This window comes from Sandaracinobacter sp. T42 (assembly GCF_059115405.1).
In genome coordinates this window covers 1,950,164-1,974,108 of the sequence record NZ_CM181101.1, presented here as the reverse complement: position 1 = coordinate 1,974,108, position 23,945 = coordinate 1,950,164, and the positions used below count along the sequence as shown (strand labels likewise).

Sequence of the window (23,945 nt, the reverse complement as noted above, 5' to 3'; positions counted from 1 at the left end):
AGAGAAACAAGCAACCCTGAGGGCCCGGCTTCTAACGAAGCCGGGCCCCTTTCTCATTCCATCAACTGACTGTCGTGAAAGAGGGCGCTTCGCCGCCCCCTGTGCCCTGAAATCAGAGGGTTAGAGTGCTGCCCGCGTAAATCGCGCAATCGCCCAGTTCGCCTTCGATGCGAAGAAGCTGGTTGTATTTCGCCAGCCGGTCCGATCGGCTCAGCGAACCCGTCTTGATCTGCCCGCAGTTGGTGGCGACGGCCAGATCCGCAATCGTCGAATCCTCCGTCTCGCCAGAGCGATGGCTCATGACCGCCGTATAGCGCGCGCGATGCGCCGTATTCACAGCCTCCAGCGTCTCCGAAAGGGATCCGATCTGGTTCACCTTCACCAGGATCGAATTCGCGACCCCTCTGGCAATACCTTCCCGCAGACGCACGGCGTTGGTCACGAACAGATCGTCGCCCACCAGCTGTACCTTCGCGCCCACCCGCTCGGTCAGCGCCTTCCAGCCCGCCCAGTCATCTTCCGCCATGCCGTCCTCGATCGACACGATCGGATAACGGGCCACAAGGTCGGAAAGGAATGCTGACATTTCGTCTGAAGAAAGGGTTTTCCCTTCTCCTTCCATAAGATAACTACCGTTCTTGAAGAATTCTGTGGATGCGCAATCCAGCGCAAGCTTCACATCCGTTCCCGGCTTGTAGCCGGCCTTCTCGATCGATTGCAGGATCACTTCCAGCGCCTCGGTTGCACTGGAAAGATTCGGCGCGAAGCCGCCCTCGTCGCCAACTGCCGTCGAAAGCCCGCGATCATGCAGGATCTTCTTCAGCGTATGGAAGATTTCCGCCCCCCAGCGCAGCCCTTCGGAAAAGCTGGCGGCCCCTGTCGGCATGATCATGAATTCCTGGAAGTCGATCGGGTTGTCCGCATGGGCCCCGCCGTTGATGATGTTCATCATCGGCACCGGCAGCACCCGCGCGGCGGTGCCGCCGACATAGCGGTACAGCGGTAACCCGCGCGCATCCGCTGCCGCCTTCGCAACCGCCAGGCTCACGCCAAGGATCGCGTTCGCGCCCAGGCGTGCCTTGTTCGGCGTGCCATCCAGCTGCTGCATCACCGAATCGATATGTTCCTGCTCCTCGGCATCCAGACCGATCAGCGCATCGGAAATCTCGCCCTGCACGGCCGCCACCGCTTCGCGCACGCCCTTGCCCAGATAGCGCGACTTGTCGCCGTCACGCTTCTCAACCGCCTCATGGGCGCCGGTCGACGCGCCCGACGGCACGGCCGCGCGGCCAAAACTGCCATCTTCAAGGATGCAGTCCACTTCCACCGTGGGATTGCCGCGGCTGTCGAGGATCTCGCGGGCGATGAGGTCGGCGATCGCTGTCATGGGGGCTCCCTGCTCTGCTCAGCTTGTCATGCTCATTCGGTCGGGCGTCGCTTACAGGGGCTCAGCCCCAAAGTTCAACCTCCGGCGGCCACACGTCACTGGCGTTAAACATCATGCCATGCGGGCGATCCTTCGCCAGCAGCAGTGGCCCGTCCAGATCCGCATAACCCGCCTGCATCGCGGCCACGAACGTCGGCGCGATTCCCAACGACGTGCACAGCATGCACCCGGTCATCACCCCCAGCCCCCGCTGACGGGCGGCATGGATCAGGGCCAGCGCCTCCGTGAGGCCCCCGCACTTGTCCAGCTTCACATTCAGGAAGCGGTATCGACCGATCAGATCGCCCAGTTCAGCTCGGCTTTGCAGGCTTTCGTCCGCACACAAGGGAAGCGGAGACTTCACATGAACAAGATCGGCATCCTTCCCAGCCGGAAGGGGTTGTTCGACAAGTTCCACCCTGAGGGCGTGAAGTTCAAAACATAATTTTTCAATATCAATATTTTGCCAGCTTTCATTGGCATCGGCAATCAGGCGCGCATGGGGGGCGGCCCTCCGCACGGCCGCAACTCTCTCCAGGTCCCCCTCCCCGCCCAGCTTCAACTTCAACAGCTCGCGCCCCGCGGCTTGGGCGGCCTGTGCCGCCATCGCATCCGGATCGCCCAGGCTGATGGTGAACGCCGTGAGCATCGGCTTTGGCGGGGAAAGGCCCGCCATCGTCCATACTCGCCGGCCCGACATCTTCGCCTCAAGATCCCACAGAGCCGAATCGATCGCGTTGCGCGCGGCGCCGGGCGGCATCAGATCCAGCAGATCAGCCCGCGTTGCGCCGCCGGCAATCGCCGGGACCAGCGATTCGATCGCGGCCAGCGCCAGTTCCGGACTGTCACCCTTGTAGTAGATGGGCGTCCCCTCCCCGCGACCCGTCAGGCCGGCGTCTCCGATTTCCACAGCCACGACGTCCACATGATGTTTTTCGCCGCGGGCGATCACGAATGGGCGGGCGGTTTCCCAGCGTTCAATGCGTGCAGTCAGGTTTCGCATATCAGCCGCCTAGCGCCGCAGGCGTGGCACGGCTAGGCTGGCCGGCATGGGATTGATGAACAAGGCCAGGGAAGCCTCCCACCGGCTGCGGCGTGATGCGCACATGCTGTGGATCGCAGCCCGGGATTCGCGCACGCCATTCGTTGCAAAGGCGATTGCCGGCCTTGTCGCGGCCTATGCGCTTTCCCCGATTGATCTGATTCCTGATTTCGTGCCCATTTTCGGCATGCTGGATGAACTGGTGATCGTTCCCCTGGGGCTTGCGGTCGCGATCCGGCTGGTTCCGGCGGATCTTCTGGCGGAATTCCGCGAACAGGCGGATCGTGCCGTCGAACGCCCGGTCAGCCGGCTCGGGGCCATCCTGATCCTGGGCCTGTGGGTCACGATCGCCGTCTTTCTGGCGCTCCAGCTCTGGGCGCTCAGATACTGGTAGGAGGAAGGCCGATGTCCGACGAACCGCCGCAGGAGCAGATCGAACTGGATCCGGTCGTCGTCGTCGCGCGCATCACCACGCTGGAAATGCTCGTCCGCCAGATGATGGTCGTTCAGCTGCGGCTGCTGGCCGAAGGTGGTCATATCGAACTGACCCCCGCCTACATCCAGAATCTGGCCAACGCCTATGCGGAAAAGGTGGACGAATCGACGATCATCGAAAGCAATTCGGCCGATGTGAACTACGCCTTCAAGCTGAATGTGCTGCATCAGCTGGAACGCTTTTTCGACGAAATCGGCGCCCATCTGAAGGCAAACCCGTGATCGATCCCGCAAGGGGGTCCAAAAGGGTTTCCTTCCGGCAAAGCCCCTGCTAGACGGCGCCTCCGCGCTTCGGGGCCCGATGGCGGAGTGGTTACGCAGAGGACTGCAAATCCTTGCACGCCGGTTCGATTCCGGCTCGGGCCTCCATTCTCGCGCACACCCCCACCTTCATTGACCGCTGCGAAACAGGCATCACCTGAAGGCCGATTCACGTCCACCAGGACGTTGTGTTGATTTTTTACTTCAACAAGTAAATTGAAATAACATATTGTTTTTCATTTATTATTTTATTTTATCGGAATTTTTACAAGCCTCCCGAATTTTTGGCCAAGGGGTTGTTCAGCCGAGTTCAGGCAGTCGCCAGTCAACCGCCCCGCGGCCTGCCGCTTCCAGAAAACTGTTCGCGCGTGAGAAGTGACGGCAGCCGAAAAATCCGCCATGCGCCGACAGCGGAGAGGGGTGAACGGATTTCAGCACGAGATGCCGCCCGCCTTCGACAAATCCGGCCTTTCGCTGGGCATGGGCGCCCCACAGCATGAAAACGGTTGGCTCGGGCCGTGCGGCTACTAGGCGGATGATGGCGTCCGTGAACCGTTCCCACCCACGCCCCGCATGGGAGGCCGCCCGTCCTTCCTCCACCGTCAGCACGCTGTTCAGCAACAGCACCCCCTGCCCGGCCCAGCTTTCCAGATAGCCATGGCGGGCCGGCGGAATCTGCAGATCGCCGGCCAGTTCCTTGTAGATGTTCAACAGCGAAGGCGGGATCTTCACGCCCGGCTGCACCGAAAAGCAAAGCCCGTGCGCCTGGCCCGGGCCATGGTAGGGATCCTGGCCCAGGATCACCACGCGCACCTTGTCCAGCGGCGTCAGGTCAAGGGCGCGGAACCAGTTCGACGCGCGCGGATAGATGCGCCTTCCCTTTTCCCGTTCCGAAAGCAGAAATGCGCGCAGATCGTGCATGTAGGGCTCTGCAAACTCCCCGGCCAGGGCCCGGCGCCAGCTCTCTTCCAGCCGGATTTCTCCCTTCATGCCAGTGCGGCAGCCGCTTCTGCTGCGGCGCGAATCGTCGACCTGTCCGGAACACCCTTGCCCACCAGCCAGCTGCCCCCCACGCACAGAACGGTTTCTTCCGCCAGCCAGTCTGGCGCGGTCGCCTGGGTGATCCCGCCTGTTGGGCAGAAGCGCACATTGCGGAACGGCGCTGCCAGCGCCTTCAGCGCCTTCAGCCCACCCGCGGCTTCGGCCGGGAAGAATTTGAACCGGTCCAGCCCCAGGTCCAGCCCGCGCATGATGTCCCCCGCATCGGCCACGCCGGGCAGGAAGGGAATCTCCCGGTCAATGGCGGCGTGCGCCAGTCTCTCGGTCAGGCCCGGTGAAACGATGAACTCCGCTCCGGCTGCGATTGCCGCATCCAGATCCCTGATGTTCAGCACCGTGCCCGCGCCCACAACCGCCCCCGGAACCCGTTTCATCGCGCGGATCACCTCAAGGGCGCCTGCCGTGCGCAAGGTCACTTCCAGAACGCGCAGGCCGCCTGCCACCAGCGCTTCCGCGATCAGCACGCCTTCCTCGGGCGAATCGATCACCAGCACCGGTATCACCGGCCCCATCCGCAGGATGGATTCGATCCTGTTCATGCCGCCTCCCTTGCAAACCAGGCTGCCGCAGCCCCCAGCAGGCCGGGCTCGGGGTGCGTGATGTGAAGGATGGGAATCGCCGCCATGCGCGTTTCAAAGCGGCCTTTCGCCATGAAACGCGAATGAAAGCCGCTCTGCCCCAGCAGGTGCTTCACCCGGGGCAGCATGCCCCCCGCCAGCACCACGGCTTCCGCCCCTTGCGCCAGCGCCAGGTCGCCCACCACGCTGCCCAGCGCCAGGCACCAGCGGTCGAACGCGGCTTCGGCCAGCCTGTCCTTTTCTTCCAGCGCCGCCGCCCACAGCGCCTTGTCGTCGCGATGCGGCACCGCCCGCCCCTCGATCGCGGCCATCGCCGCATGGATGTTCGCGAAACCGGAACCGGAAACGATCCTCTCCACCGAAACCCGGCGAAAGCGCGTCCGCAACTGCTGAAGGATCTTGTCCTCCAGGCTGTCCAGCGGTGCGAAATCGACATGGCCCCCTTCGGTCGCAACCACGCGCGGCGGGGCGCCCGTCAGCAGGATTGCCACGCCCAGCCCGGTGCCCGGCCCGATCACGCTGACAACCCCTTGCGTCGGCAGGCCGCCGCCTGGGCCGGCGATCCATTCCAGGGCGTCGTCGCCGCAGGCAGAAACAGCATGAGCAACGGCGGCGAAATCATTGATGAATCGCACGGATTCAAGACCCAGCCGCTCCGCCGCCAGCGCCGGCCGGATCACCCAGGGGTTGTTGGCCAGCGTGATCAGCTCAAGATCGGCTGGCGCCGCCAGCGCAATCGCCGCATGGGCGGGCATCGGCCGGCCCAATCCCTGCCGATAGGTTTCGAACGCGCCCTGCAGGCTGGCATGATCGGCCACCTTCAGCTTCACGATATCGGTCAGCCGGATTGCGCCATCGGCCGCACGGCTGGCGATGGCGAAGCGGCAATGGGTGCCGCCGATATCCGCCGTCACCAGTTCGGTCACAGCCCGGCACCCGAAAGAATGGGCGACGCACCGGATTCCGCCGTGCCGGCAGCCTGGCGGAACAGCGCGAACAGCTCCCGCCCGGTGCCATCCGCCTCAGGCGGGGGAACCGCCGGTTCGCGGGCCCGGAATTCCGTCTCGTCCATCCGCACGTCGATGGCGCCGCTTTCGGCGCACAGCCGGATGATGTCGCCGTCGCGCACGCGGGAAAGCGGCCCGCCGCCCAGCGCCTCCGGGCTCATGTGGATCGCAGCCGGCACCTTGCCACTCGCGCCAGACATCCGCCCGTCCGTCACAAGCGCCACCTTGAAGCCCCTGTCCTGCAGCACGCCAAGCGGCGGGGTCAGCTTGTGCAGTTCCGGCATTCCGTTGGCGCGCGGCCCCTGGAAGCGCACCACCACCACCACGTCACGGTCCAGTTCGCCTGCCCTGAAGGCGGCGTTCACCTGTGCCTGATCCTCGAACACCCGCGCGGGCGCCTCGATCGTCCAACGCGAAGGATCGACGGCGCTCGTCTTGAAGGTGCCGCGCCCCAGGTTGCCCTGCACCAGCCGCATGCCCCCGTCCGGGCGGAACGGCGCGGAAACCGGCCGCAGGATGCTCTCGTCGCGGCTCGTCTCCGGCGCGGGCCTCCACACCAGCGCATCCCCCTCAAGCGCCGGCTCGGTTGCGTAATCCGAAAGCCCTCCGCCCGCCACCGTCAGGATGTCGCCATGCACCAGCCCCGCGCCCAACAGTTCGCGGATGGTGAAAGCCATCCCGCCTGCCGCGTGGAACTGGTTCACGTCCGCCTGACCCGCCGGATAGACATTGGCGATCAGCGGAACCACCGCGCTCAGCCGGTCCATATCCTCCCAGTCCAGCAGGATGCCCGCCGCGCGCGCGATGGCCGGCAGGTGCAGCGCATGGTTGGTGGAGCCACCCGTCGCCAGCAGGCCCACCACGGCATTCACGATCGCCTTTTCGTCCACCACATGGCCGATGGGCCGCCAGTCGGTTCCGCCGCGCCCGATCTGCGTCAGTCGATGGACCGCCGCCCGGGTCAGTTCCTGCCGCAGCTTCGTGCCCGGCTGAACGAAGGCCGCATTCGGCACATGCAGCCCCATCATCTCCATCATCATCTGGTTGGAGTTCGCCGTGCCGTAAAAGGTGCAGGTTCCCGGGCTGTGATAGCTGGCCGATTCCGCATCCAGCAGGTCCGCCTGCCCCACCTTCCCTTCGGCATACAGCTGCCGGATGCGCTGCTTTTCCTTGTTGGGCAGGCCGGATGGCATCGGGCCGGCCGGAATCAGAACCGTCGGAAGATGCCCGAACCGAAGCGCGCCGATCAACAGGCCCGGCACGATCTTGTCGCAGATGCCCAGCATCGCCACGCCGTCATACATGGCATGGCTCAGCGAAATGGCAGTGGAAAGCGCGATGATGTCGCGGCTGAACAGGCTCAGTTCCATGCTGCTCTGGCCCTGGGTCACCCCGTCGCACATGGCCGGAACGCCACCCGCCACCTGCGCCGTGGCGCCGGCTTCGCGGGCAAAGATCTTCATCTGCTCTGGATAGCGGCCATAGGGCTGATGCGCCGACAGCATGTCGTTGTAGGCTGTCACGATGCCGATGTTGAACGCCGCGCCGGCCTTGATGGCCGGCTTGTCCTCACCCGAAGCCGCAAAGGCATGGGCCAGGTTCGAACAACCCAGCATATGGCGGTTCAGGCCTTTTTCAGCCTCCCGCGCGATCAGTTCCAAGTAACGACCGCGACTGTTCCGTGAACGTTCGATGATCCGGGCCGTCACGGCCTCGACTGTCGGGTTCATGGTCATCGCGGTCATCGCCTCCTGTCAGGGGCACCAGTGGATATCGATGGCCTGCGTGGCATCGGCCAGCAGCCGCCCGATCGGGTACGGGGATCCCGCGCCATCCTTCAGGGCCTTTTCCAGCACCTTGCGCTTCTTGTCGCCGGTGATCTGGATCATCACCGCACGCGCGCCCAGGATCGCGGATTTGGTCAGCGTCACCCGCGCCACGGGGGCCTCCGCCGGCATCGGGTCCGGCGTCACGCCGATCGCCCGGTGCGGGGCGGAAAGGGCCGCTTCCAGATCGGGCCCGGCGAAGATGGAAGCGGTGTGCCCATCCTCACCCATGCCCAGCCACACGAAATCCAGCGGCCAGTGAACCGCCTGAAGCCGCGCGTCGGCAGCCTTGCCGGCCGCCTCCACGGGCAGGTCGCCGCCCGTCAGTGGAATCACCCGCGCCCCCAGCGGCAGGAAGCGTTCCGCCAGCGCGCGCACATTCGAACGTTCGTCCTGCACGGGCACCAGCCGGTCGTCCGTGGGCACGATGGTCACATTCTTCCACTTCAGCCTTGCCTTCGCCAGCAAGGCCTGCGCCGCTGTCGGCGTACGCCCGCCGGCGAACGCCACCACGGCGTCGCCGCGCGCATCCAGCGCACTTTCGATCACGAACTGCGCATCGCCCGCAACCGCCTCGGCCAGTTCCTCCGCCGAGTCATACTCCCACCATTCCGCGTCGATCATTCGAATCTCCTTCGCGGGTGGCGCTAGTCGTTCCAGCTGGCATTGTCGCGCTCGATCAGCGCGATTGCGGCGGATGGTCCCCAGCTTCCGGCGGTATAGGGCCTGGGCTCGATGCCGTTTTCGGCCCAGCCCTTGCGGATTCCATCGATGAAGGCCCATTGCGCCTCCACCTCGTCGCGGCGAACGAACAGCGTCTGCCGCCCCTCGATCAGATCCAGCAGCAGCTGTTCATAGGCGATGCGGCGCCGCGTATCCGCGAACGCATCCTTTCGCCCGATGTCCAGCGCGACAGGGCGAAGCGAAATCCCGCCGCGCGAAAGCCCCGGCACCTTGGCCATCAGCTGCAGCTGGATATTCTCCTGGGGCTGCAGGCTGATCAGCAGCCGGTTGGGCTGCATTCCCTTGATTGCGTCGCCGAAAATGTTGTGCGGCACATCCCGGAAACTGATCAGGATCTCGGATTTGCGCGCCCCCAGTCGCTTGCCGGTGCGCAGGTAAAAGGGCACGCCCTTCCAGCGCCAGTTGTCCACATGGGCCTTCAGCGCCACGAAGGTTTCGGTCGAACTGGCCCGGCCAAGTTCCTCGGCATAGCTCTTCACCGGCTGCCCCTCCACCGCACCGGCGACATATTGCCCGGTCACGCTGCTGGTAAGGGCCGTGCGGCCGTCGATCGGGCGCAGGGCGTGCAGCACCTTCACCTTCTCGTCGCGCACGGCCGAAGCGGTGAAATTCCCCGGCGGCTCCATCGCCACCAGCGCCAGCAGCTGGAGCATGTGGTTCTGAACCATGTCGCGCAGCGCGCCGGCGCCGTCGTAGAAATCCACCCGGCCTTCCAGGCCAACGGTTTCCGCAACCGTGATCTGCACATGGCTGATCCAGCGGGCGTTCCACAGCGGCTCGAACAGCAGGTTGGCAAAGCGCAGCGCCAGCAGGTTCTGCACCGTTTCCTTGCCCAGGTAATGATCGATCCGGAAAATCTGCCGCTCGCTGAACGCGGATGCGACGGCATCGTTGATTTCGGCCGAACTGGCGAGATCGGAGCCCAGTGGCTTTTCCAGCCCGATCCGCACATCGGGGCCCGTCAGCCCGGCACCCGCCAGCCCCTCGATCGTCGGCTTGAACAGGGAGGGCGCGGTTGACAGGAAGATGGAGATGGACTGGTCCGCACACCGCCCCGCATCGGCGCAGGTCGCATCCGCCAGCCGCCGGTATCCGCCAAGGTCGGTGGCATCCAGCGGCACATAGGTCAGCTGCTTCAGAAAGGCGTCGGCCTTCGCCCGGTTCCCCAGCCCGTTCGCTACATGGCCGGCCAGCGCATCTGCCGCCATGGCGCGGAAGCCTTCGTCGTCCAGCCGGGATCGCGCGGTTCCCACGATCCGCACATCCGCGGGCAAAAGCCCGTCAACGGAAAGGCCATATAATGATGGCAGCAGCATACGCCGTGAAAGATCGCCGGTTGCGCCGAACAGAAGAACCGCAGTCATGGGCATGTCCTAGCAAGACCTGCTTCGGTGAACAGGGATGAATTCATGATCCCGCCGGCCACCGATCTCACAGCGCCCTGAATCGGATGGCAACCCCTCCGCCCGCGCCCATGCGAACCGGAATGCGATCAGCCGATGTCACCACCCGCTTCGTGATTGAAATGTCGGCCCGGCCTTCAGTGCGATAATCCGCCGCCGGGCCATCGGCATAGATCTGCGCTTCGTAACGCCGGCCCGGATCCAGGAACCCCAGCGGCAACGCCAGTTCACGCGGGGTTTCATCGGTGCCGCCGCCCACATACCAGTCGCGGCTGTTCCGATCCTTGCGGGCGATCAGGGCATAAGCGCCAACCTCGCCGGCCAGCATCTCCGTCCGCTCCCAGTCGGTGGGCACATCCCTGATGAACCGGAAAGGCCCCGGATGCCGGGCATAGGTTTCCGGCACGTCCGCCGCCATCTGGATCGGGGAATAGAGCAGCACATACAGCGCCAGCTGCCGCGCCATGGTGCTGGGAATGGGCGTGCCGCCCTTCCCCTTCAGGCTCAGGATACCCGGCGTGTAATCCATCGGGCCAGAAAGCATCCGGGTGAAGATCAGGTTGATTTCATGCCCGGGCGGGTTCTTCGGATCGCCCCAAGCATTATATTCCATGCCACGCGCCCCTTCGCGCGCCACCCAGTTGGGCCAGGTGCGGCGCAGGCCGGTGTCCTTGATCGGCTCGTGCGGGTTCACCGCGATCCGCCGCTTCGCCGCTTCCTCCACCACCTTCAGATGATGGCGGCTCATCACCTGCCCGTCATGCCATTGATAGCTGCCGTCGGGTGCCAGCACACCGCCCGCATCCGCCACATAGCCGGTCTTCACGCTATCCACGCCCAGTCGCTGGTAAAGGTCCAGCGCCGCGCCCAGTTGCGCTTCATAGAGGCGGATGTTTCCGGCTGTCTCATGATGCCCCATGAGCCTGACACCCCTGCCCTGCGCATAGGCGCTCAGGCCCTCAAGGTCGAAATAGGGCGTCGGCCGGGTGAAATCGAAATCATGGCCGGTCGCGAACCAGTCCCCGTCCCAGCCAGGGTTCCAGCCCTCCACCAGCACGCTGCGAAAGCCGTTTTGGGCCGCGAAATCGATGTATCGCTGCGTGTTCGCCGTGGTTGCGCCCAGCTTCGGCCCGGTCGCCCAGGTGGCCGTGTCCAGATGCATTTCCCACCACACGCCCACATATTTGTGCGGCGTGAACCATTGGCCGATGTCCGGCAGCTTCGATGGCTCGTTCAGGTTCAGGATGATGTCGGATGCGGCGTACAGCTTTGGCGCATCCGGCGCCACCAGAATCACCCGCCAGGGCGTCGCAAACGGCAGGTCGCGCACCACGCTCGGCCCCGTTCCCGAAGGCGAAAGCCGCGCCTTGAAGCGCTGCCCCTCCACCCGGCGCAGCCACATGCCGGCATAATCCACCAGCGCCGCTTCATGGATGGAAAGATGCAGGCCCGAAACCGTGCGGAAGGTGATCGGCGTATGCGCCTGCCCCACCCCCTCGATCGGCGTGCGGTTGTACAGATATTCGTAGCGGTTCCATTCCCCGCCCGGAATCCACCAGGCGGTGCCGGGCTGCGCCAGATCGAACTCGGTCAACTCCTCCACGATCCGCGCCGTCTTAAGGTTCGGCTGCTCGGGAAATTCGATGCGAAAGCCCAGCCCGTCATTGAACAGCCGTACGCGCAGGCGCAGCAGCCGCTTTAGCGGGGTCTTTTCGCGCAGGGTCACCACCAGCTCGTTGTGCCGGTCCGTCACGAAACGCCGTTCGCCCCAGGGCTGTTCCCAGCGCGTATCGACGCTCTGCCGCGCCACCTCCACGATCGCGAAGTTCCGTTCCAGCTTCGGCGCGTCGCCCAGGATGAACCCCAGCCGCGAAGGGGTCACAACCGGCGCTTCCGCCCGATCCAGCCGCCAGACAGGGCGGCCATCGGGGTCGGTCTCCACACTGAACCGCAACAGGCCTGAAGGCGACGCAACCGTTTCGGGGGCGGCCACGGCCCGAACAGCCGCCAGCAATAACGCGCCAGCGAAGAGCCACATCAGGTTCCGCATCCTCAGCCTTCCACGGCAACCGCCCCGAACGCGGGCAGATCGGTTTCGGTTGCGCCATTCACCGCGGCGATCACCTGCCCGTCCAGCGCGATGCGCAGGGGCTTGCTGCCGAAGTTGAAGGCCAGGCGGATGCACCGATTGTCATGCCAGCGCTCAAAGGTCAGCAGGTCGCCGGCTGCTTCAATCCGTTCCATCCGGCCCAGGCGCAGCGCCGGTTCCGCCCGGCGAAGCGCCACCAGCCTGCGCGTCAGGTGCAGCAGCGAATGCGGATCCGCCTCCTGCCGGTCCACTGCCAGCGCGGCATGGTCGGCGCCCGTGCGAAGCCAGGGGCGCGCGGTCGAAAAGCCCAGGTTCGGGGCATCCGCCTCCCACGCCATCGGCGTCCGTGCCCCATCGCGGGACAGGGTCAGCGGCCAGTTGGCGATCGCTTCGGGGTCCTGAAGCTCCTCGAACGGGATCTGCACCTGCGTCAGCCCAAGTTCCTCGCCATAATAGAGGAAGGGGTTGCCGCGCAGGCTCATCAGCAACAGCATCGCCATGCGCGCAAAGGCCGGCCGGTCTGCGGGCGCGGCCCAGCGCGAAAGCCCGCGCGGGCTGTCATGGTTGGTCAGCGCCCAGCCCGGCCAGCCCAGCCCCGGCTCATCCGGCCAATCCGCCAGCGCGCGCGCCACCAGTTGCGGCGTCAGCTTTTCCGCATAGAGGAAGGCGAAGCTGTAGGCGGAATTCAGATGGGTCTCGCCGGCCGTGAACGCCCGCATTTCCGGGATGGGATCGGCACCGCCAACCTCGGCCACCGTATAGGTCGCGCCATAGCAGTCCAGCAGCGCGCGCAGCCGCTCCAGAAATTTCGGAATGTCCGGATGAGACTGGTTGTAGAGCTTCAGCTGGTAATCGAACGGCCGCGTGCGCGGCCCCGGCGGGGCGGGCGGATTGTCGCGCAGTAAAGGGTCATGCATGGCGAAATTGATCGCATCGACCCGAAAGCCATCCACCCCGCGATCCAACCAGAATTTCGCTGATTCAAGCAGGGCATCCTGCACCGCCGGGTTGTGCACGTTCAGCTGCGGCTGCTCGCGCAGGAAATTGTGCAGATAATATTGCCGGCGCCTAGCATCCCAGGTCCAGGCCGGGCCACCGAACACCGATTGCCAGTTGCTGGGCGGGCTGCCGTCGGCCTTGGCATCCGCCCACACATACCAGTCGGCAAATGCACCGCCGCGCCCTTCCCGGCTGGCCCGGAACCAGGCGTGCTGGTCAGACGTATGGGCATAGACCTGATCGATGATCACCTTCAGGCCCAGCGAATGGGCCCGTGCCACCAGCGCGTCGAAATCCGCCAACGTGCCGAATATCGGATCAACATTGCAATATTCTGCAATGTCATATCCGAAATCCTTCATTGGTGAAGTGAAGAACGGGGACAGCCAGATGGCATCTACCCCCAGGCTCGCCACATGCGCCAGCCGCCGGGTGATGCCCGGCAGGTCGCCCACGCCGTCTCCGTTCGAATCCTGGAAGCTGCGCGGATAGATCTGGTAGATCACCGCGCCTTTCCACCAGGGCGTCGTCCCGCTCATCGCACCGCCACCGCGCCCGCGCACACCAGCGTGCCGAACGGCTCGATCTCCACCGTCAGCGTGCCCGGCGCAGACGGCATCGGGCAATCGCCTGCCAGGGATTTCGTCACCTCGATGCGCGGGTCGATCATCACATTCGCCCTGATCGGTTTCGATGACGTGTTGAAGGCAATGATCGTGTCGATGAACGGCGCGCGATTGCCCTCCGGCAGCCGCCGCGCCACAGCGAACAGGCCCGGTCCTTCCGTCTCGGCCGCCAGCACGCGCTGCGCCCCGCGCCTCAGCGACGGCTCCGATTGCCTGAGCTTCGCCAGCGCCGCGACATGCCGATAGAGCGGGTGCGCGGCATCGAAATTGGCGTCGGCCGCAGTCGCAGTTGTGCCCAGCAGCCGGTTGTCGTTGTAGACCGCCACTTTCGAAGGGAACAGCGGCTCGCGGGCATCCTGGTCCCCGCCGTCGCCCACGAACCCCTGCTCGTCACCGGAATAGATGGTAGGCACGCCGCGCAGCAACATCAGCATCGAATGCGCCAGCTTCACCCGCGCCAGTTGCTCCGCATCATCGGCCGCGGGGTTCGCCTTGCGCACGAAGGTGGAAAAGCGACCCATGTCGTGGTTGCCAAGGAAGGTCGGCAGCTGCAACACCGCGCCCTCCCCCCCGGCGTAGAGCGGGTCCTTGAAGAAGGTCTGCGCCAGCACCAGCGGCGGCTCGTTTTCCGCCACCACCCGCTGCACGGCGGACTGGAAGGCGAAATCCAGCACCGCCGGAAAGCGATCGACATGGGTGAAGCGCGCCAGGTTCCCCGCATCCGGGTCGAACACCTCGCCGAAGATATGGAAGTTCGGAATGCCCTTCGCCTTCGCCCGTGCCAGCATCGCGGGCACGAAGGCCTGCCAGAATTCCGGGTTCACATGGCGCGCGGTGTCGATGCGGAATCCATCCACCCCGAAGCGGTCGATCCAGCCGCCATAGATGTCGATCATCCCCTCCACCACGCGGGGGTTGGATGTCATCAGGTCGTCCAGGCCGGAAAAATCGCCCCAGACGGCGCTTTCGCCCTTCCAGAAGCTGTCGCCCCGGTTGCTGTAGAAGATGGGGTCGTTCAGCCAGGCTGGCGTCTTCGCCCGCTCCTCGCCCTTCGGCACGAAGGGGGTATAGGCAAAGCGCGGGTCGGTCAGCCGGGCGAAATTCTCTGCCGTCTGATGCTCGGCCGCGTCCCCCAGGAAGCGTTCGTTGATCGGCTGCCCCTCGGGCCCGCCGATGCGCGTCCAGGGATAATCGCCCCTGCTGCGATAGGCGCAGTCGTTCGCCGGGCATTCGCGATAGCGGATCACGTCGGCGGTGTGGTTGGTGATGATGTCCAGATACACCTTCATCCCGCGCCCGTGCGCCGCATCGATGAAGGCCTTCAGGTCCGCCTCGGTGCCGAAATGCGGATCAACGGTGGTGAAATCGGTGATCCAGTAGCCATGATAGCCGGCGGATTCCCGCCCCGGTTGTCCCTGCACGGGCTTGTTCCGGTAAATCGGCCCCAGCCAGATCGCCGTCGCGCCCATCCCCTGAATATAATCCAGCCGCGCCGTCAGCCCCTTCAGGTCGCCACCCAGATAGAATCCCTTGTGCGCCGGGTCATGGCCATGATCCAGCCGCCCACCCCGGATGCCGCCCCTGTCATTGCCGCGGTCGCCATTCTCGAACCGGTCCGGAAGCAGGAAATAGATCACTTCCTCCGTCGGCGCCCGTTCGCGCACATCCTGCGCCAGGGCCGGCGGACAAAGCCCCGCCATCAGCATGGTTGCAGCCAGCAGCGCCTTCATCCGCCTGATCCCTCGAGCCTGTGGGTGGACGCCCTGCCGCCTTGGCAGGGCCTCCCGATACCGGTTCAGAAGCGATAGCTCGCGCCGAACAGGAAGCGGCGTCCATAGGATTCATAGTCCCGGATCAGGCGGGTATCCGGAATGTCATAGGTGCGGAACGGCTCGTTCGTCAGATTGTAGGCCTGCGCCAGAAGCGAAAGACCCTCCAGCGCGCTGCCGTCCGGGAACTCGTAGCCGATCTGCGCGTCCACGATCGTCTCGCCCTTGGCATAGCGCCGCTGGTTGCCGCCGCCGAAGCCGCGCACTTCGGCCAGGAAGCTCGAGCGATGCCGAACCGAGCCACGGACGGAGAAGCCAGAGCGTTCGAAATAGCCGGTCGCGTTCCACACATGCTTCGAAAGGCCCGGCAGCGGCTGGGTCGAACCCGGGCCGTTCGGCTCGATGTTGCTTTCGGTGTAGGAATAGCTGCCCTGCACGCCAAAGCCGTCGAGCGAGTCCGAAAACACGTTGAACGGAAGCGAGCCCGTAGCTTCAAGCCCGTAAAGCTCGCCGCCGTCCCCGTTCGACCAGATCCGCACGAAGCCTTCGCGCAGCACCGGCTCCGGCCCCGCCGTCACCGGGAAGCCGGTGAAATCGAACAGCACATTCTGCTCATAGATATAGGTCTTCAGCTTTTTGTAGTAGCCGGCCAGCGAAACATAAGCTTCGCGGCTGAAATACTTCTCAAAGCTCAGGTCGATGGAATCTGCGATCCATGGCCGAAGCTTCGGGTTTCCGCCATTCCCCGACCAGGGCGAATTGTTGACATCGGGCGAACCCGCAAGACCCGGCGTGTAGTTATAGTTGATGGACGCGCGCATGTCGTCCATCCGCGCCCGCGCCATCTGCCGGCCAAGCCCCAGCCGCGCCACGAAGTCCGTCTCCGTCCGCAGTGCCAGGTTCAGCGTCGGCAACGCATAGAGGTAGCTCGCCCCGTCGGTGATCGGCGTGTTCGTCACGCCCGAACCGGTGCCCGAAGAGGCAAGCCCGTTCGAGACCTGGTCGGTGTTCACCAGCTGCACCCCGACATTGCCGGTCAGGCGGCTGGTGCCCAGCGGCGCGTCGATGTTCAGCTGCAGATAGCCCGTCAGCACATCCTCGCGCACCCGCCAGCCCTTGGTGGACACGTCCGCGTTGGGGTTGCGCAAGCGGGTGTAGATGCCGCTGTCCAGCAAGCCGTTCACATCATAGGCGATGGTCTGCCCGATCCCCAGGAAGCCCATGTTGGCGCCGCTGCCGTACAGGAACTCGCCGGGCACCGGAACAGAGGTGAGACCATCCGTGTTGGCGGCCAGGCCCAGGAAATACTCGTCGGGCGTCAGCCGCTTCACCCGGCCTGTGTAGTTGAAACCGACCTCGACGGACCGGAAGGCCCCCCCCAGCTCCCGCTCCGCGCCGAAACGCAGGGCCAGCAGTTCGTCCTTGATGCGGCGGTTGTTGTAATAGCCGTCCTGCCCACCGTTGATGATGTTGCCGCCCCAGCCTTGCGGGCTGGTCAGCAGGATCAACGCCGGATCGGCATAGTCCAGCTGGCTGCCGAACACCACGCCACGGCCGACCATGTCGAAGCTCATGTTGTCGGTCGCGCCCAGCGGGCCCCGGCCGGTGCCGGCATAGGTTTCCACGTCCAGCGTCTTGCGGTCCACGCCTGAATAGCTGACGTCGATCTTCGCCTTCAGGATGTCGTTCCCGGCTTCGACATTCCAGCCGATGGCGAACAGGTCGGCGTCGGTCTGCTTGATGTCGTTGCGGACAACGCCCTTCACGCCGTTGAACTGGCCGGATGTGACAAGCCCGCTATCCACGGCGAACCCCGGCTGCAGCTGCGCGCCGGACCAGAACAGCGGCAGCTCGACCCCGCGCTTCACCTCGTCGTCCTTGAACTTCGAGTAGAAGACATCGAGCGTCGTGTGGAAATGCTCGCTCGGCTGCCATTCGAACGCACCCGACAGCGCCGTCCGCTCCAGCGTGGTGGAGCGCGCATAAGGCTTCACCCCACCGATCACCAGCGCATCGGCCGTGGCGTTGGGATAGCCCCAGGCCTCGAACCGCTCGATCTGCGACGGCTGGTTCAGGTGTGTGACGGACAGGGCGATACCCATCGTGTCGTTGGCGAACTGGTCGATGTAGGTGCCCGAAAAGCGATAGCCCCAGGTATCGGAATCCGGGTTCAGCTTCTTCGCGTCCAGAACCTCGGCGCGGGCGCTCAGCGCAACTGTCGTCTTGCCATGCGCCAGCGGGCGGATGGTGCGCAGGTCGACCGTGCCAGACAGGCCGGCTCCGATCAGGCTGGCGGAGGGCGTCTTGAAGACATTCACCTGGGCCATGATCTCGGACGGGAACTGATCGAACTCCACGCCCCGGTTGTCGCTGGTGGTCACCTGCTCGCGGCCGTTCAGCAGCGTGGTGGAAAAGTCCGGCGCCAGGCCCCGGATGCTCACATTCTGCGCCCGGCCGTCGAACCGCTGCGACGTCAGGCCCGGCAGGCGGGAAATGGATTCCGCGATGGACGTGTCGGGCAGCTTGCCGATATCCTCGGCGGAAATGCTCTCGACAATCATGTCGGAGCTCTTCTTTTCCGCAATTGCATTGGCGATGCTGGCCCGGAAACCCGTGACCACGATGTCCTCGCCGGCGACGCCCGGCGCCGCCTGCGCGAACGCGGCGGACGCCACCGTCAGCGCGACGGCGCTGGCGGAAGCCTTCAGCAGCAGATGGCCGGAAACGAAAGCCGCGCGCGGCCTTTCGGAAAACCCTTGCATGATCAACTCCCCAAATCCCGTGCGGCCAGGCTTCGCCTCACCCCGGAATCGGGGCTGTCGCCGGTCCGCGCATCGATATTTCGATTGCCGCCGCATCTTCCGTTCGGGCAGGTTCTGGTTCAAGAAATGCACATACGTATGCGCAATGCATCAGGAGAGGCCGTGTCCGCAAAGGCACAGCAGTCCGGGGAGGAACCGAAGACGGATCGGGGCGGAACCCCCGCCCTCCGTTCCGAACGCGCGCCAACGTCCTTCGATATCGCCCATCTCGCCGGCGTCTCGCAGCCCACGGTCAGCCGGGCCTTGTCCGGCTCGCCGATGGTCTCCGAAGCGACGCGCAAGCGGATCGAGGCAATCGCCCACCAGCTCAACTACAAGGTGGACAAGGCGGCATCCTCCCTCAGGAAACGCCGGTCGGACACCATCGCCCTGCTCTTCTTCGAGGATCCGACGGCGGATGAATCGCTCATCAACCCCTTCTTCGTCGCCATGCTCGGCTCCATCACCCGGGCCGCGAAGCGCGCGGGCTATGATCTCCTTGTCAGCTTCCAGCAACTGTCGGACGACTGGCACAAGGATTTCGAAGACAGCCACAAGGCCGACGGCCTGATCCTGCTGGGCTACGGGGATTGGGAAACCTACCGCGAACGTGTCACCCAGCTGTCGGCGCAGGGAACCCGTTTCGCACGCTGGGGCTCGGTTGAGGCTGCGCCCGCCCTCCAGCGGCTTGGCACCACGATCGGGTCCGACAACCACTCGGGCGGCAAGATGGCCGCCGCACATCTGATCGGCCTCGGCCGCAGGCGCATCGCCTTCCTCGGTCACGCCTCCAGCCACTATCCCGAATTCCTCGCCCGCTTCGAAGGCGTCGCCGCAGCACTTGCGGAAGCCGGGCTTCCCCCGCCCCTTCAGGCCGACGCGATCACGACGGAAGAGGCGGGCTTCGCCGCCATCCAGGCCCTTCTGGCGAACGGACAACCGTTCGATTCCATCGTCGCTGCCTCCGATCTCATCGCTATCGGCGGTATGCGCGCGCTGGAAGAAGCCGGCTTGTCGGTTCCAGCCGACGTCGCGGTCACCGGCTTCGACGACATACCCGCCGCCGCCAGCACGCGTCCGCCGCTGACGACGGTGGTGCAGGATACACAGACGGCCGGGCAGATGCTGGTCGATGCCGTCCGCGCCCAGCTGGAAGGGCTGCCGGCGCCCGGCGCAATGCTGCCCACACGGCTGGTCGTCCGACGCTCCTGCGGGGCCGGCTGAAGGCGCAGGCAGGCGGTTGTCAGCCGCCGCGAATCGCGCCAGCCTCGCGCACAGGCACATGTCGTGCGCAACGCGCGGGAGGTAACCGCGCATCTGCGGCGTACATCGTCCGGGCGTTGCAACACCCCTGGGGAGGGAACAGGTTCATGCAGGCGGGAACGGCGGGAACGGAAACAGCCAGGCGGGCGGAACGTCCGCGCCTTGGTTTCTGGGGCCTCTGGAATCTCAGCTTCGGATTCTTCGGAATCCAGGTCGGCTTCGCCCTGCAGAACGCCAATGTCAGCCGGATCTTCCAGTCCCTTGGCACCTCCATCGACGACCTCGCCTTCCTGTGGGTGGCCGGCCCCGTGACGGGCCTGCTGGTACAGCCCGTGATCGGCTATTTCTCCGACCGGACATGGACCCCGCTGGGCCGCCGCCGCCCCTATTTCCTGGCGGGCGCAATCCTCGCCACGCTCGCCCTGCTCGGTATGCCCAATTCCCACGCGCTCTGGTTCGCCGCCGGCATGCTCTGGATCCTCGACGCCTCGCTCAACATCGCGATGGAGCCCTTCCGTGCCTTCGTGGGCGATATGGTGAGCGAAAGGCAGCGGACAGCCGGCTACGCCTTCCAGACCGTGTTCATCGGCGCCGGCGCCGTCGCCGCCAGTCTCGCCCCCGCCATCCTCACCCATGTCTTCGGCGTCTCGAACGTCGCCCCTCCCGGCGAAATCCCGCCGTCGGTCCGGCTTGCCTTCTATATCGGCGCGGGCGCGCTGCTTCTGGCCGTTCTATGGACGGTATTCACCACCCGCGAATATTCACCCGAGGAGATGCACGCCTTCGAAGGCCATGCCGCCGCCCTGACCGAAGACGAGCCGCTGGCCGTGCCGATCAACGGCTTCTGGTGGGCAACACTTGGCGCAATCGTCATCATCTGCGTCGCCCAGTTCCAGCTGGACAAACCCGTCTACATCCTCGGCGCGGCGCTGCTTGCGTTCGGCGGCCTGCAGGAATTCACCCGCCGCCGCGCGCTCGCGGGCAAGCCCGCCGGCCCCGTCACGCGGATCATCTCCGATCTGAAGCTGATGCCGCCCGCGATGAAGCGGCTGGCGCTGGTCCAGTTCTTCACCTGGATCGCGCTGTTCATCATGTGGATCTACACCACCCCGATCGTCACCCGTTACATGTTCGGCGCCACCGACACCGCCAGCCGCGCCTACAACGACGGCGCGGACTGGGTGGGCGTGCTGTTCGGAATCTACAACGGCGTCGCTGCGATCTACGCCTTCGCCCTGCCCGCGATCGCCGCCCGGCTGGGGCGCGTGAACACGCACATGCTGGGCCTGGTGGCAGGCGCCATCGGCTTCGGCCTGTTCCTGGTGGTGCGCGATCCGGATTGGCTCATCCTCTCCATGATCCTCGTCGGCATCGCCTGGGCCTCCATCCTCACCATGCCCTACGCGATCCTTTCGTCCGCACTCCCACAAGCAAAACTCGGCGTGTTCATGGGCCTTTTCAATATTTTCATCGTTCTTCCTCAGTTACTGGTTTCAGCCGTGATGGGCAGCATCATGCAGATCGCCTTCCCCGGCGAGCCGATCTGGCTGATGGGCATCGCCAGCGGTGTGCTGCTGTTGGCCGCCTGGGCGATGCGCAGCGTGGAAGACCGGCCCTAAGCGAAAAGGGCGCCCACCCGTACCGAAGGCGAAGTGTTGCGGCCTGCGTCACCCTTGGGTAACAGGGCCCAACCGTTTGGCGCGTCTCTCAACCTAAAGGCTTCCCACCCGTGGCTTCCGCCCCCTCCCATTCCCCGCTCGCCGCCCGCGAAGCGATGATCGACAGCCAGCTGAAGCCGTGCGGCGTGGTGAATCCGCGCACCTCGGCCGCCTTCTTCGCCATCCCGCGGGAAGATTATGTGGCCGAAGGCCGTCGCGGCCTCGCTTATGTCGATGCGGCGCAGCCGCTGGGCAACGGGCGGGAACTTCTCTCCCCGCTCAGCCTGGGCCTGCTGGTGGAAGAAGCCCATGTGAAGCCCGGCGAAACGGCGCTCGTCGTCGGCGCCGCCACCGGCTACTCCGCCGCCATCCTCGCCCATCTGGGCGCCCGCGTCACGGCGCTGGAAAGTGACCCCGTCCTTGCCGCGCGGGCCCGCGTGGCACTGGGCGATACGGTCCGGGTGCAGGAAGGCCCGCTGGAGGCCGGGGTTGCGGATGGCGCACCCTATGACTTGATCCTGATTGACGGGGGCGTGGAAATCGTGCCCGATACATTGATCACTCAACTGGCCGAGGGGGGCCGGATGGTCGTGATCGTCCATGGCAGCGATGGCGTCGGCCGTGCGTCGAAGGGGGTGAAACGGGCGGGCGCCGTCCGTCTCGAGCCCTTCGCCGAAGCGGTGGCCGCAATCCTGCCCCCCTTCCGGAAGGCTCCGGCCTTCCAGTTCTGAAAGCCCCCTCATGCGCCGTCACATCCTGGTTTCGCTTCTCCTGCTCTCCACGGCTGCGCCGTCTTCGGCTGAATCGCTGAAGGATGCGATCGCGCAGGCCTATTCGAACAACCCCTCGATCGCGGCGGCCCGCGCCCGTGTGCGGCAGGCGGATGAAGGCGTGCCCCTCGTTGCCTCCGGCACCCGCCCCGGCCTCGATCTCGGCGGCAGTTTCACGCAAAGCCTCAGCGACAGCTTCGCCGATCTCGGCCAGATCTGGACGGGCGGCCTCACCCTGCGCCAGTCCATCTGGGAAGGCGGCCGCATCCGCGCCGGCATTTCCGCCGCAGAAGCCCGGATCGAAGCCAGCCGCCTGAACCTCGCCGCACAGGAACAGGCCCTCATCACCGACACGGTGACGGCCTATGCCGATGTGCTGCGCACCCAGGAAATCGTGAAGCTGAACGAAAACCAGGTTCGCGTTCTGGAACAGGAACTGCGCGCCTCGAAAGACAGGTTCGACGTGGGCGACGTGACCCGCACCGATGTCGCCCAGTCCGAAGCGCGACTGGCCGCGGCCCAGGCGAACCTGATCGCGGCACGCGGCAACGCCATCTTCGCACGACAGGCCTATCAGCGCCTTGTCGGCCGCGCGCCCGGTCAGCTGGAACCGCTGCCACCCCTGCCCCCCCTGCCCGGCAGCGAGGGCCAGGCGCTGGACCGCGCGGCGGATCTGAACCCGGCGCTCGGCGCCGCCAGGGCCAGCGAAAAGGCGGCCGCGGATGATGTCCGCGCCGCAAAGGCCGGCCGCATGCCCTCCATCGGCGTTCAGGCGTCCGCCAACTACACCGAATATTCCAACTCCGCCTTCGGCGCGTCGGGCTTCGATCCGCGCGTCGGCGTCACGGCCGGGATGCCGCTGTTTTCAGGCGGCCTGATCGCAGCGCAGGTCCGCCAGGCCCAGGCCCGGCAGAGCGAGGCGCTGGAAAACATCAGCCTTGCGGAACGGCAGGTGACGGAAGGCGTCTCCAACAGCTGGGCCCTGCTGCAGACGGCAGAGGCCACCATCACCGCCGCCAAGTCGCAGACCAGCGCAAACACGCTGGCCGCCGAAGGCGTCCGGCAGGAAAACATGGTAGGCAGCCGCGACATCCTTGACGTGCTGAACGCCGAGCAGGAACTGCTGAACAGCCGCGTCCAGCTCGTGCAGGCGGAACGCGACCGCTATGTGGCCGCCTATCAGTTGCTGGAATCCATCGGTGCGGCCGACATCGCGCTGGAAGGGACCGGCGTGCAGAAATATGATGCAACTGCGAACGCGAAGCGGGTGCGGGGCAAGGGTTGGCAGGAATTCGGCCATGATCCCGATCCCGCCACGGATCGCGCCCGCAACACCGCGCCGCTGATGGGGCCGCAGCAATGACCGCCGGAACAGGATCACGGGGCCGATGACCCGCAAGACGCTCGACCCGAATCTCGCCTCCATCCTGGATTCGATCCGGGCGACCGTCGGCGGGGAACAGCCCCCCCGCTCGGCGCCTGAACGGGAAGAGGCGCAGGATCCGGTCGAACCGGAAGCCGATTCCGATCCGGAACCGAAGGCGTCCGCCCCAAGGGTGCGCGCCGCGAAAAAGGCAGCAGCCCCCGTTGCGCAACCGTCCGCGCCTGTTCCGGCTTCCGCCCTTCCATCCGTCGGCGGCGGCCGTTCGATCGAGGAGTTCCTGGCCGAACTGATCCGCCCGCAGCTCGATGCCTGGCTGAAGGCCAACCTGCCGGAACTGATCCAGAAGATGGCGGCCGAGGAAATCGCCCGGCTCACCGGCCGCAGGTGAGCCCGCAGGCGACAACGATCCTGCTGCTGGCGGGATCGAACCTGATCATGAACCTGGCCTGGTATGGCCATCTGAAGTTCAAGGCAGCGCCGCTCGCACTCGTCATCTTCGTGGCCTGGGGGATCGCATTGTTCGAATATGCGCTTCAGGTGCCCGCCAACCGCATCGGTCATCAGGTGTTCACCGCCCCGCAGCTGAAGGGGATTCAGGAAACGCTGTCGATCCTCACCTTCTTCGTGGTTTCCACCCTGTGGCTGGGCGAAGGCGTCAGCCTGAAGCAGTTCGCGGGCTTCGGCCTGATGATCGTGGCGGCCGTGCTGATCGTGGGCGACTAGCGCCGGGCCCGCGCAGCCGCTA

At 65.4% G+C, this 23,945-nt stretch carries 20 protein-coding genes and 1 tRNA gene; 9 read left to right on the top strand and 12 right to left on the bottom strand.

The window, feature by feature from the left end:
- Nucleotides 1-112 precede the first annotated feature (112 nt).
- Complete coding sequence (eno, locus tag ACW9TV_RS09570; protein WP_494303251.1) at nt 113-1,387, bottom strand: phosphopyruvate hydratase; 1,275 nt, start codon at nt 1,385-1,387, stop codon at nt 113-115.
- A gap of 61 nt (nt 1,388-1,448) precedes the next feature.
- Nucleotides 1,449-2,429, bottom strand: a complete 981-nt coding sequence (dgcA, locus tag ACW9TV_RS09565) for an N-acetyl-D-Glu racemase DgcA (RefSeq protein ID WP_494303250.1) — start codon at nt 2,427-2,429, stop codon at nt 1,449-1,451.
- Nucleotides 2,430-2,475: 46 nt separating this feature from the next.
- Here dgcA and ACW9TV_RS09560 point away from each other — a divergent pair, with 46 nt between their 5' ends.
- The 3 genes from ACW9TV_RS09560 to ACW9TV_RS09550 all read left to right on the top strand — a co-directional run bounded on the left by ACW9TV_RS09560 (nt 2,476) and on the right by ACW9TV_RS09550 (nt 3,332).
- The gene (locus ACW9TV_RS09560) at nt 2,476-2,862 is read left to right on the top strand and encodes a YkvA family protein (RefSeq protein ID WP_494303249.1); all 387 of its coding nucleotides are present in this window, start codon (nt 2,476-2,478) and stop codon (nt 2,860-2,862) included.
- Nucleotides 2,863-2,873: 11 nt separating this feature from the next.
- A complete protein-coding gene (locus ACW9TV_RS09555) occupies nt 2,874-3,185 on the top strand; it encodes a hypothetical protein (protein ID WP_494303248.1) in 312 nt (103 codons plus the stop codon).
- Nucleotides 3,186-3,258: 73 nt separating this feature from the next.
- Nucleotides 3,259-3,332: transfer RNA gene (locus ACW9TV_RS09550), tRNA-Cys, on the top strand.
- A 192-nt stretch (nt 3,333-3,524) separates the two neighbouring features.
- Here the strand turns inward: ACW9TV_RS09550 and ung are convergent.
- The 10 genes from ung to ACW9TV_RS09500 form a co-directional block, all read right to left on the bottom strand.
- A complete protein-coding gene (gene ung / locus ACW9TV_RS09545) occupies nt 3,525-4,214 on the bottom strand; it encodes a uracil-DNA glycosylase (RefSeq protein ID WP_494303247.1) in 690 nt (229 codons plus the stop codon).
- Nucleotides 4,211-4,822, bottom strand: coding sequence for a bifunctional 4-hydroxy-2-oxoglutarate aldolase/2-dehydro-3-deoxy-phosphogluconate aldolase (eda, locus tag ACW9TV_RS09540; RefSeq protein ID WP_494303246.1), 612 nt, complete (start codon nt 4,820-4,822; stop codon nt 4,211-4,213). The genes ung and eda overlap by 4 nt, the downstream gene beginning before the upstream one ends.
- Nucleotides 4,819-5,787 (bottom strand): glucokinase, encoded by a 969-nt coding sequence (locus tag ACW9TV_RS09535; RefSeq protein WP_494303245.1) that lies wholly within the window; start codon nt 5,785-5,787, stop codon nt 4,819-4,821. Before ACW9TV_RS09535 ends, eda begins: the two co-directional genes overlap by 4 nt.
- Nucleotides 5,784-7,604 carry a phosphogluconate dehydratase gene (gene edd, locus ACW9TV_RS09530; RefSeq protein ID WP_494305074.1) on the bottom strand — a complete coding sequence of 607 codons (1,821 nt, stop codon included), beginning with the start codon at nt 7,602-7,604 and terminating at the stop codon, nt 5,784-5,786. The genes ACW9TV_RS09535 and edd overlap by 4 nt, the downstream gene beginning before the upstream one ends.
- Before the next feature lie 18 nt (nt 7,605-7,622).
- Nucleotides 7,623-8,318 carry a 6-phosphogluconolactonase gene (gene pgl / locus ACW9TV_RS09525; protein ID WP_494303244.1) on the bottom strand — a complete coding sequence of 232 codons (696 nt, stop codon included), beginning with the start codon at nt 8,316-8,318 and terminating at the stop codon, nt 7,623-7,625.
- A 23-nt stretch (nt 8,319-8,341) separates the two neighbouring features.
- Entirely contained in the window at nt 8,342-9,808 is a 1,467-nt protein-coding gene (zwf, locus tag ACW9TV_RS09520; protein WP_494303243.1) for a glucose-6-phosphate dehydrogenase, read from the bottom strand.
- Nucleotides 9,809-9,869: 61 nt separating this feature from the next.
- Complete coding sequence (locus tag ACW9TV_RS09515; RefSeq protein ID WP_494303242.1) at nt 9,870-11,879, bottom strand: glycoside hydrolase family 97 protein; 2,010 nt, start codon at nt 11,877-11,879, stop codon at nt 9,870-9,872.
- 14 nt (nt 11,880-11,893) lie between these two features.
- Entirely contained in the window at nt 11,894-13,468 is a 1,575-nt protein-coding gene (locus ACW9TV_RS09510) for an alpha-amylase family glycosyl hydrolase (RefSeq protein WP_494303241.1), read from the bottom strand.
- On the bottom strand, nt 13,465-15,285 hold the full coding sequence (locus ACW9TV_RS09505) for an alpha-amylase family glycosyl hydrolase (RefSeq protein WP_494303240.1): 1,821 nt from the start codon (nt 15,283-15,285) through the stop codon (nt 13,465-13,467). Before ACW9TV_RS09505 ends, ACW9TV_RS09510 begins: the two co-directional genes overlap by 4 nt.
- A 65-nt stretch (nt 15,286-15,350) precedes the next feature.
- Entirely contained in the window at nt 15,351-18,086 is a 2,736-nt protein-coding gene (locus ACW9TV_RS09500; protein ID WP_494303239.1) for a TonB-dependent receptor, read from the bottom strand.
- A gap of 258 nt (nt 18,087-18,344) precedes the next feature.
- On the opposite strand from ACW9TV_RS09500, the gene ACW9TV_RS09495 reads away from it, so the two are divergent.
- The 6 genes from ACW9TV_RS09495 (at nt 18,345) to ACW9TV_RS09470 (ending at nt 23,923) form a co-directional block, all read left to right on the top strand.
- Complete coding sequence (locus ACW9TV_RS09495) at nt 18,345-19,349, top strand: substrate-binding domain-containing protein (protein WP_494305073.1); 1,005 nt, start codon at nt 18,345-18,347, stop codon at nt 19,347-19,349.
- Between the two features lie 146 nt (nt 19,350-19,495).
- Nucleotides 19,496-21,007, top strand: a complete 1,512-nt coding sequence (locus tag ACW9TV_RS09490; protein ID WP_494303238.1) for an MFS transporter — start codon at nt 19,496-19,498, stop codon at nt 21,005-21,007.
- Between the two features lie 110 nt (nt 21,008-21,117).
- Entirely contained in the window at nt 21,118-21,777 is a 660-nt protein-coding gene (locus tag ACW9TV_RS09485) for a protein-L-isoaspartate O-methyltransferase family protein (protein WP_494303237.1), read from the top strand.
- A gap of 10 nt (nt 21,778-21,787) precedes the next feature.
- Nucleotides 21,788-23,179 carry a TolC family outer membrane protein gene (locus tag ACW9TV_RS09480; RefSeq protein WP_494303236.1) on the top strand — a complete coding sequence of 464 codons (1,392 nt, stop codon included), beginning with the start codon at nt 21,788-21,790 and terminating at the stop codon, nt 23,177-23,179.
- A gap of 25 nt (nt 23,180-23,204) precedes the next feature.
- The gene (locus tag ACW9TV_RS09475; protein ID WP_494303235.1) at nt 23,205-23,588 is read left to right on the top strand and encodes a DUF2497 domain-containing protein; all 384 of its coding nucleotides are present in this window, start codon (nt 23,205-23,207) and stop codon (nt 23,586-23,588) included.
- Nucleotides 23,585-23,923: a DMT family protein gene (locus ACW9TV_RS09470; protein WP_494303234.1), complete on the top strand. Its 339-nt coding sequence runs from the start codon at nt 23,585-23,587 to the stop codon at nt 23,921-23,923. The genes ACW9TV_RS09475 and ACW9TV_RS09470 overlap by 4 nt, the downstream gene beginning before the upstream one ends.
- The last annotated feature ends 22 nt before the right edge of the window (nt 23,924-23,945 follow it).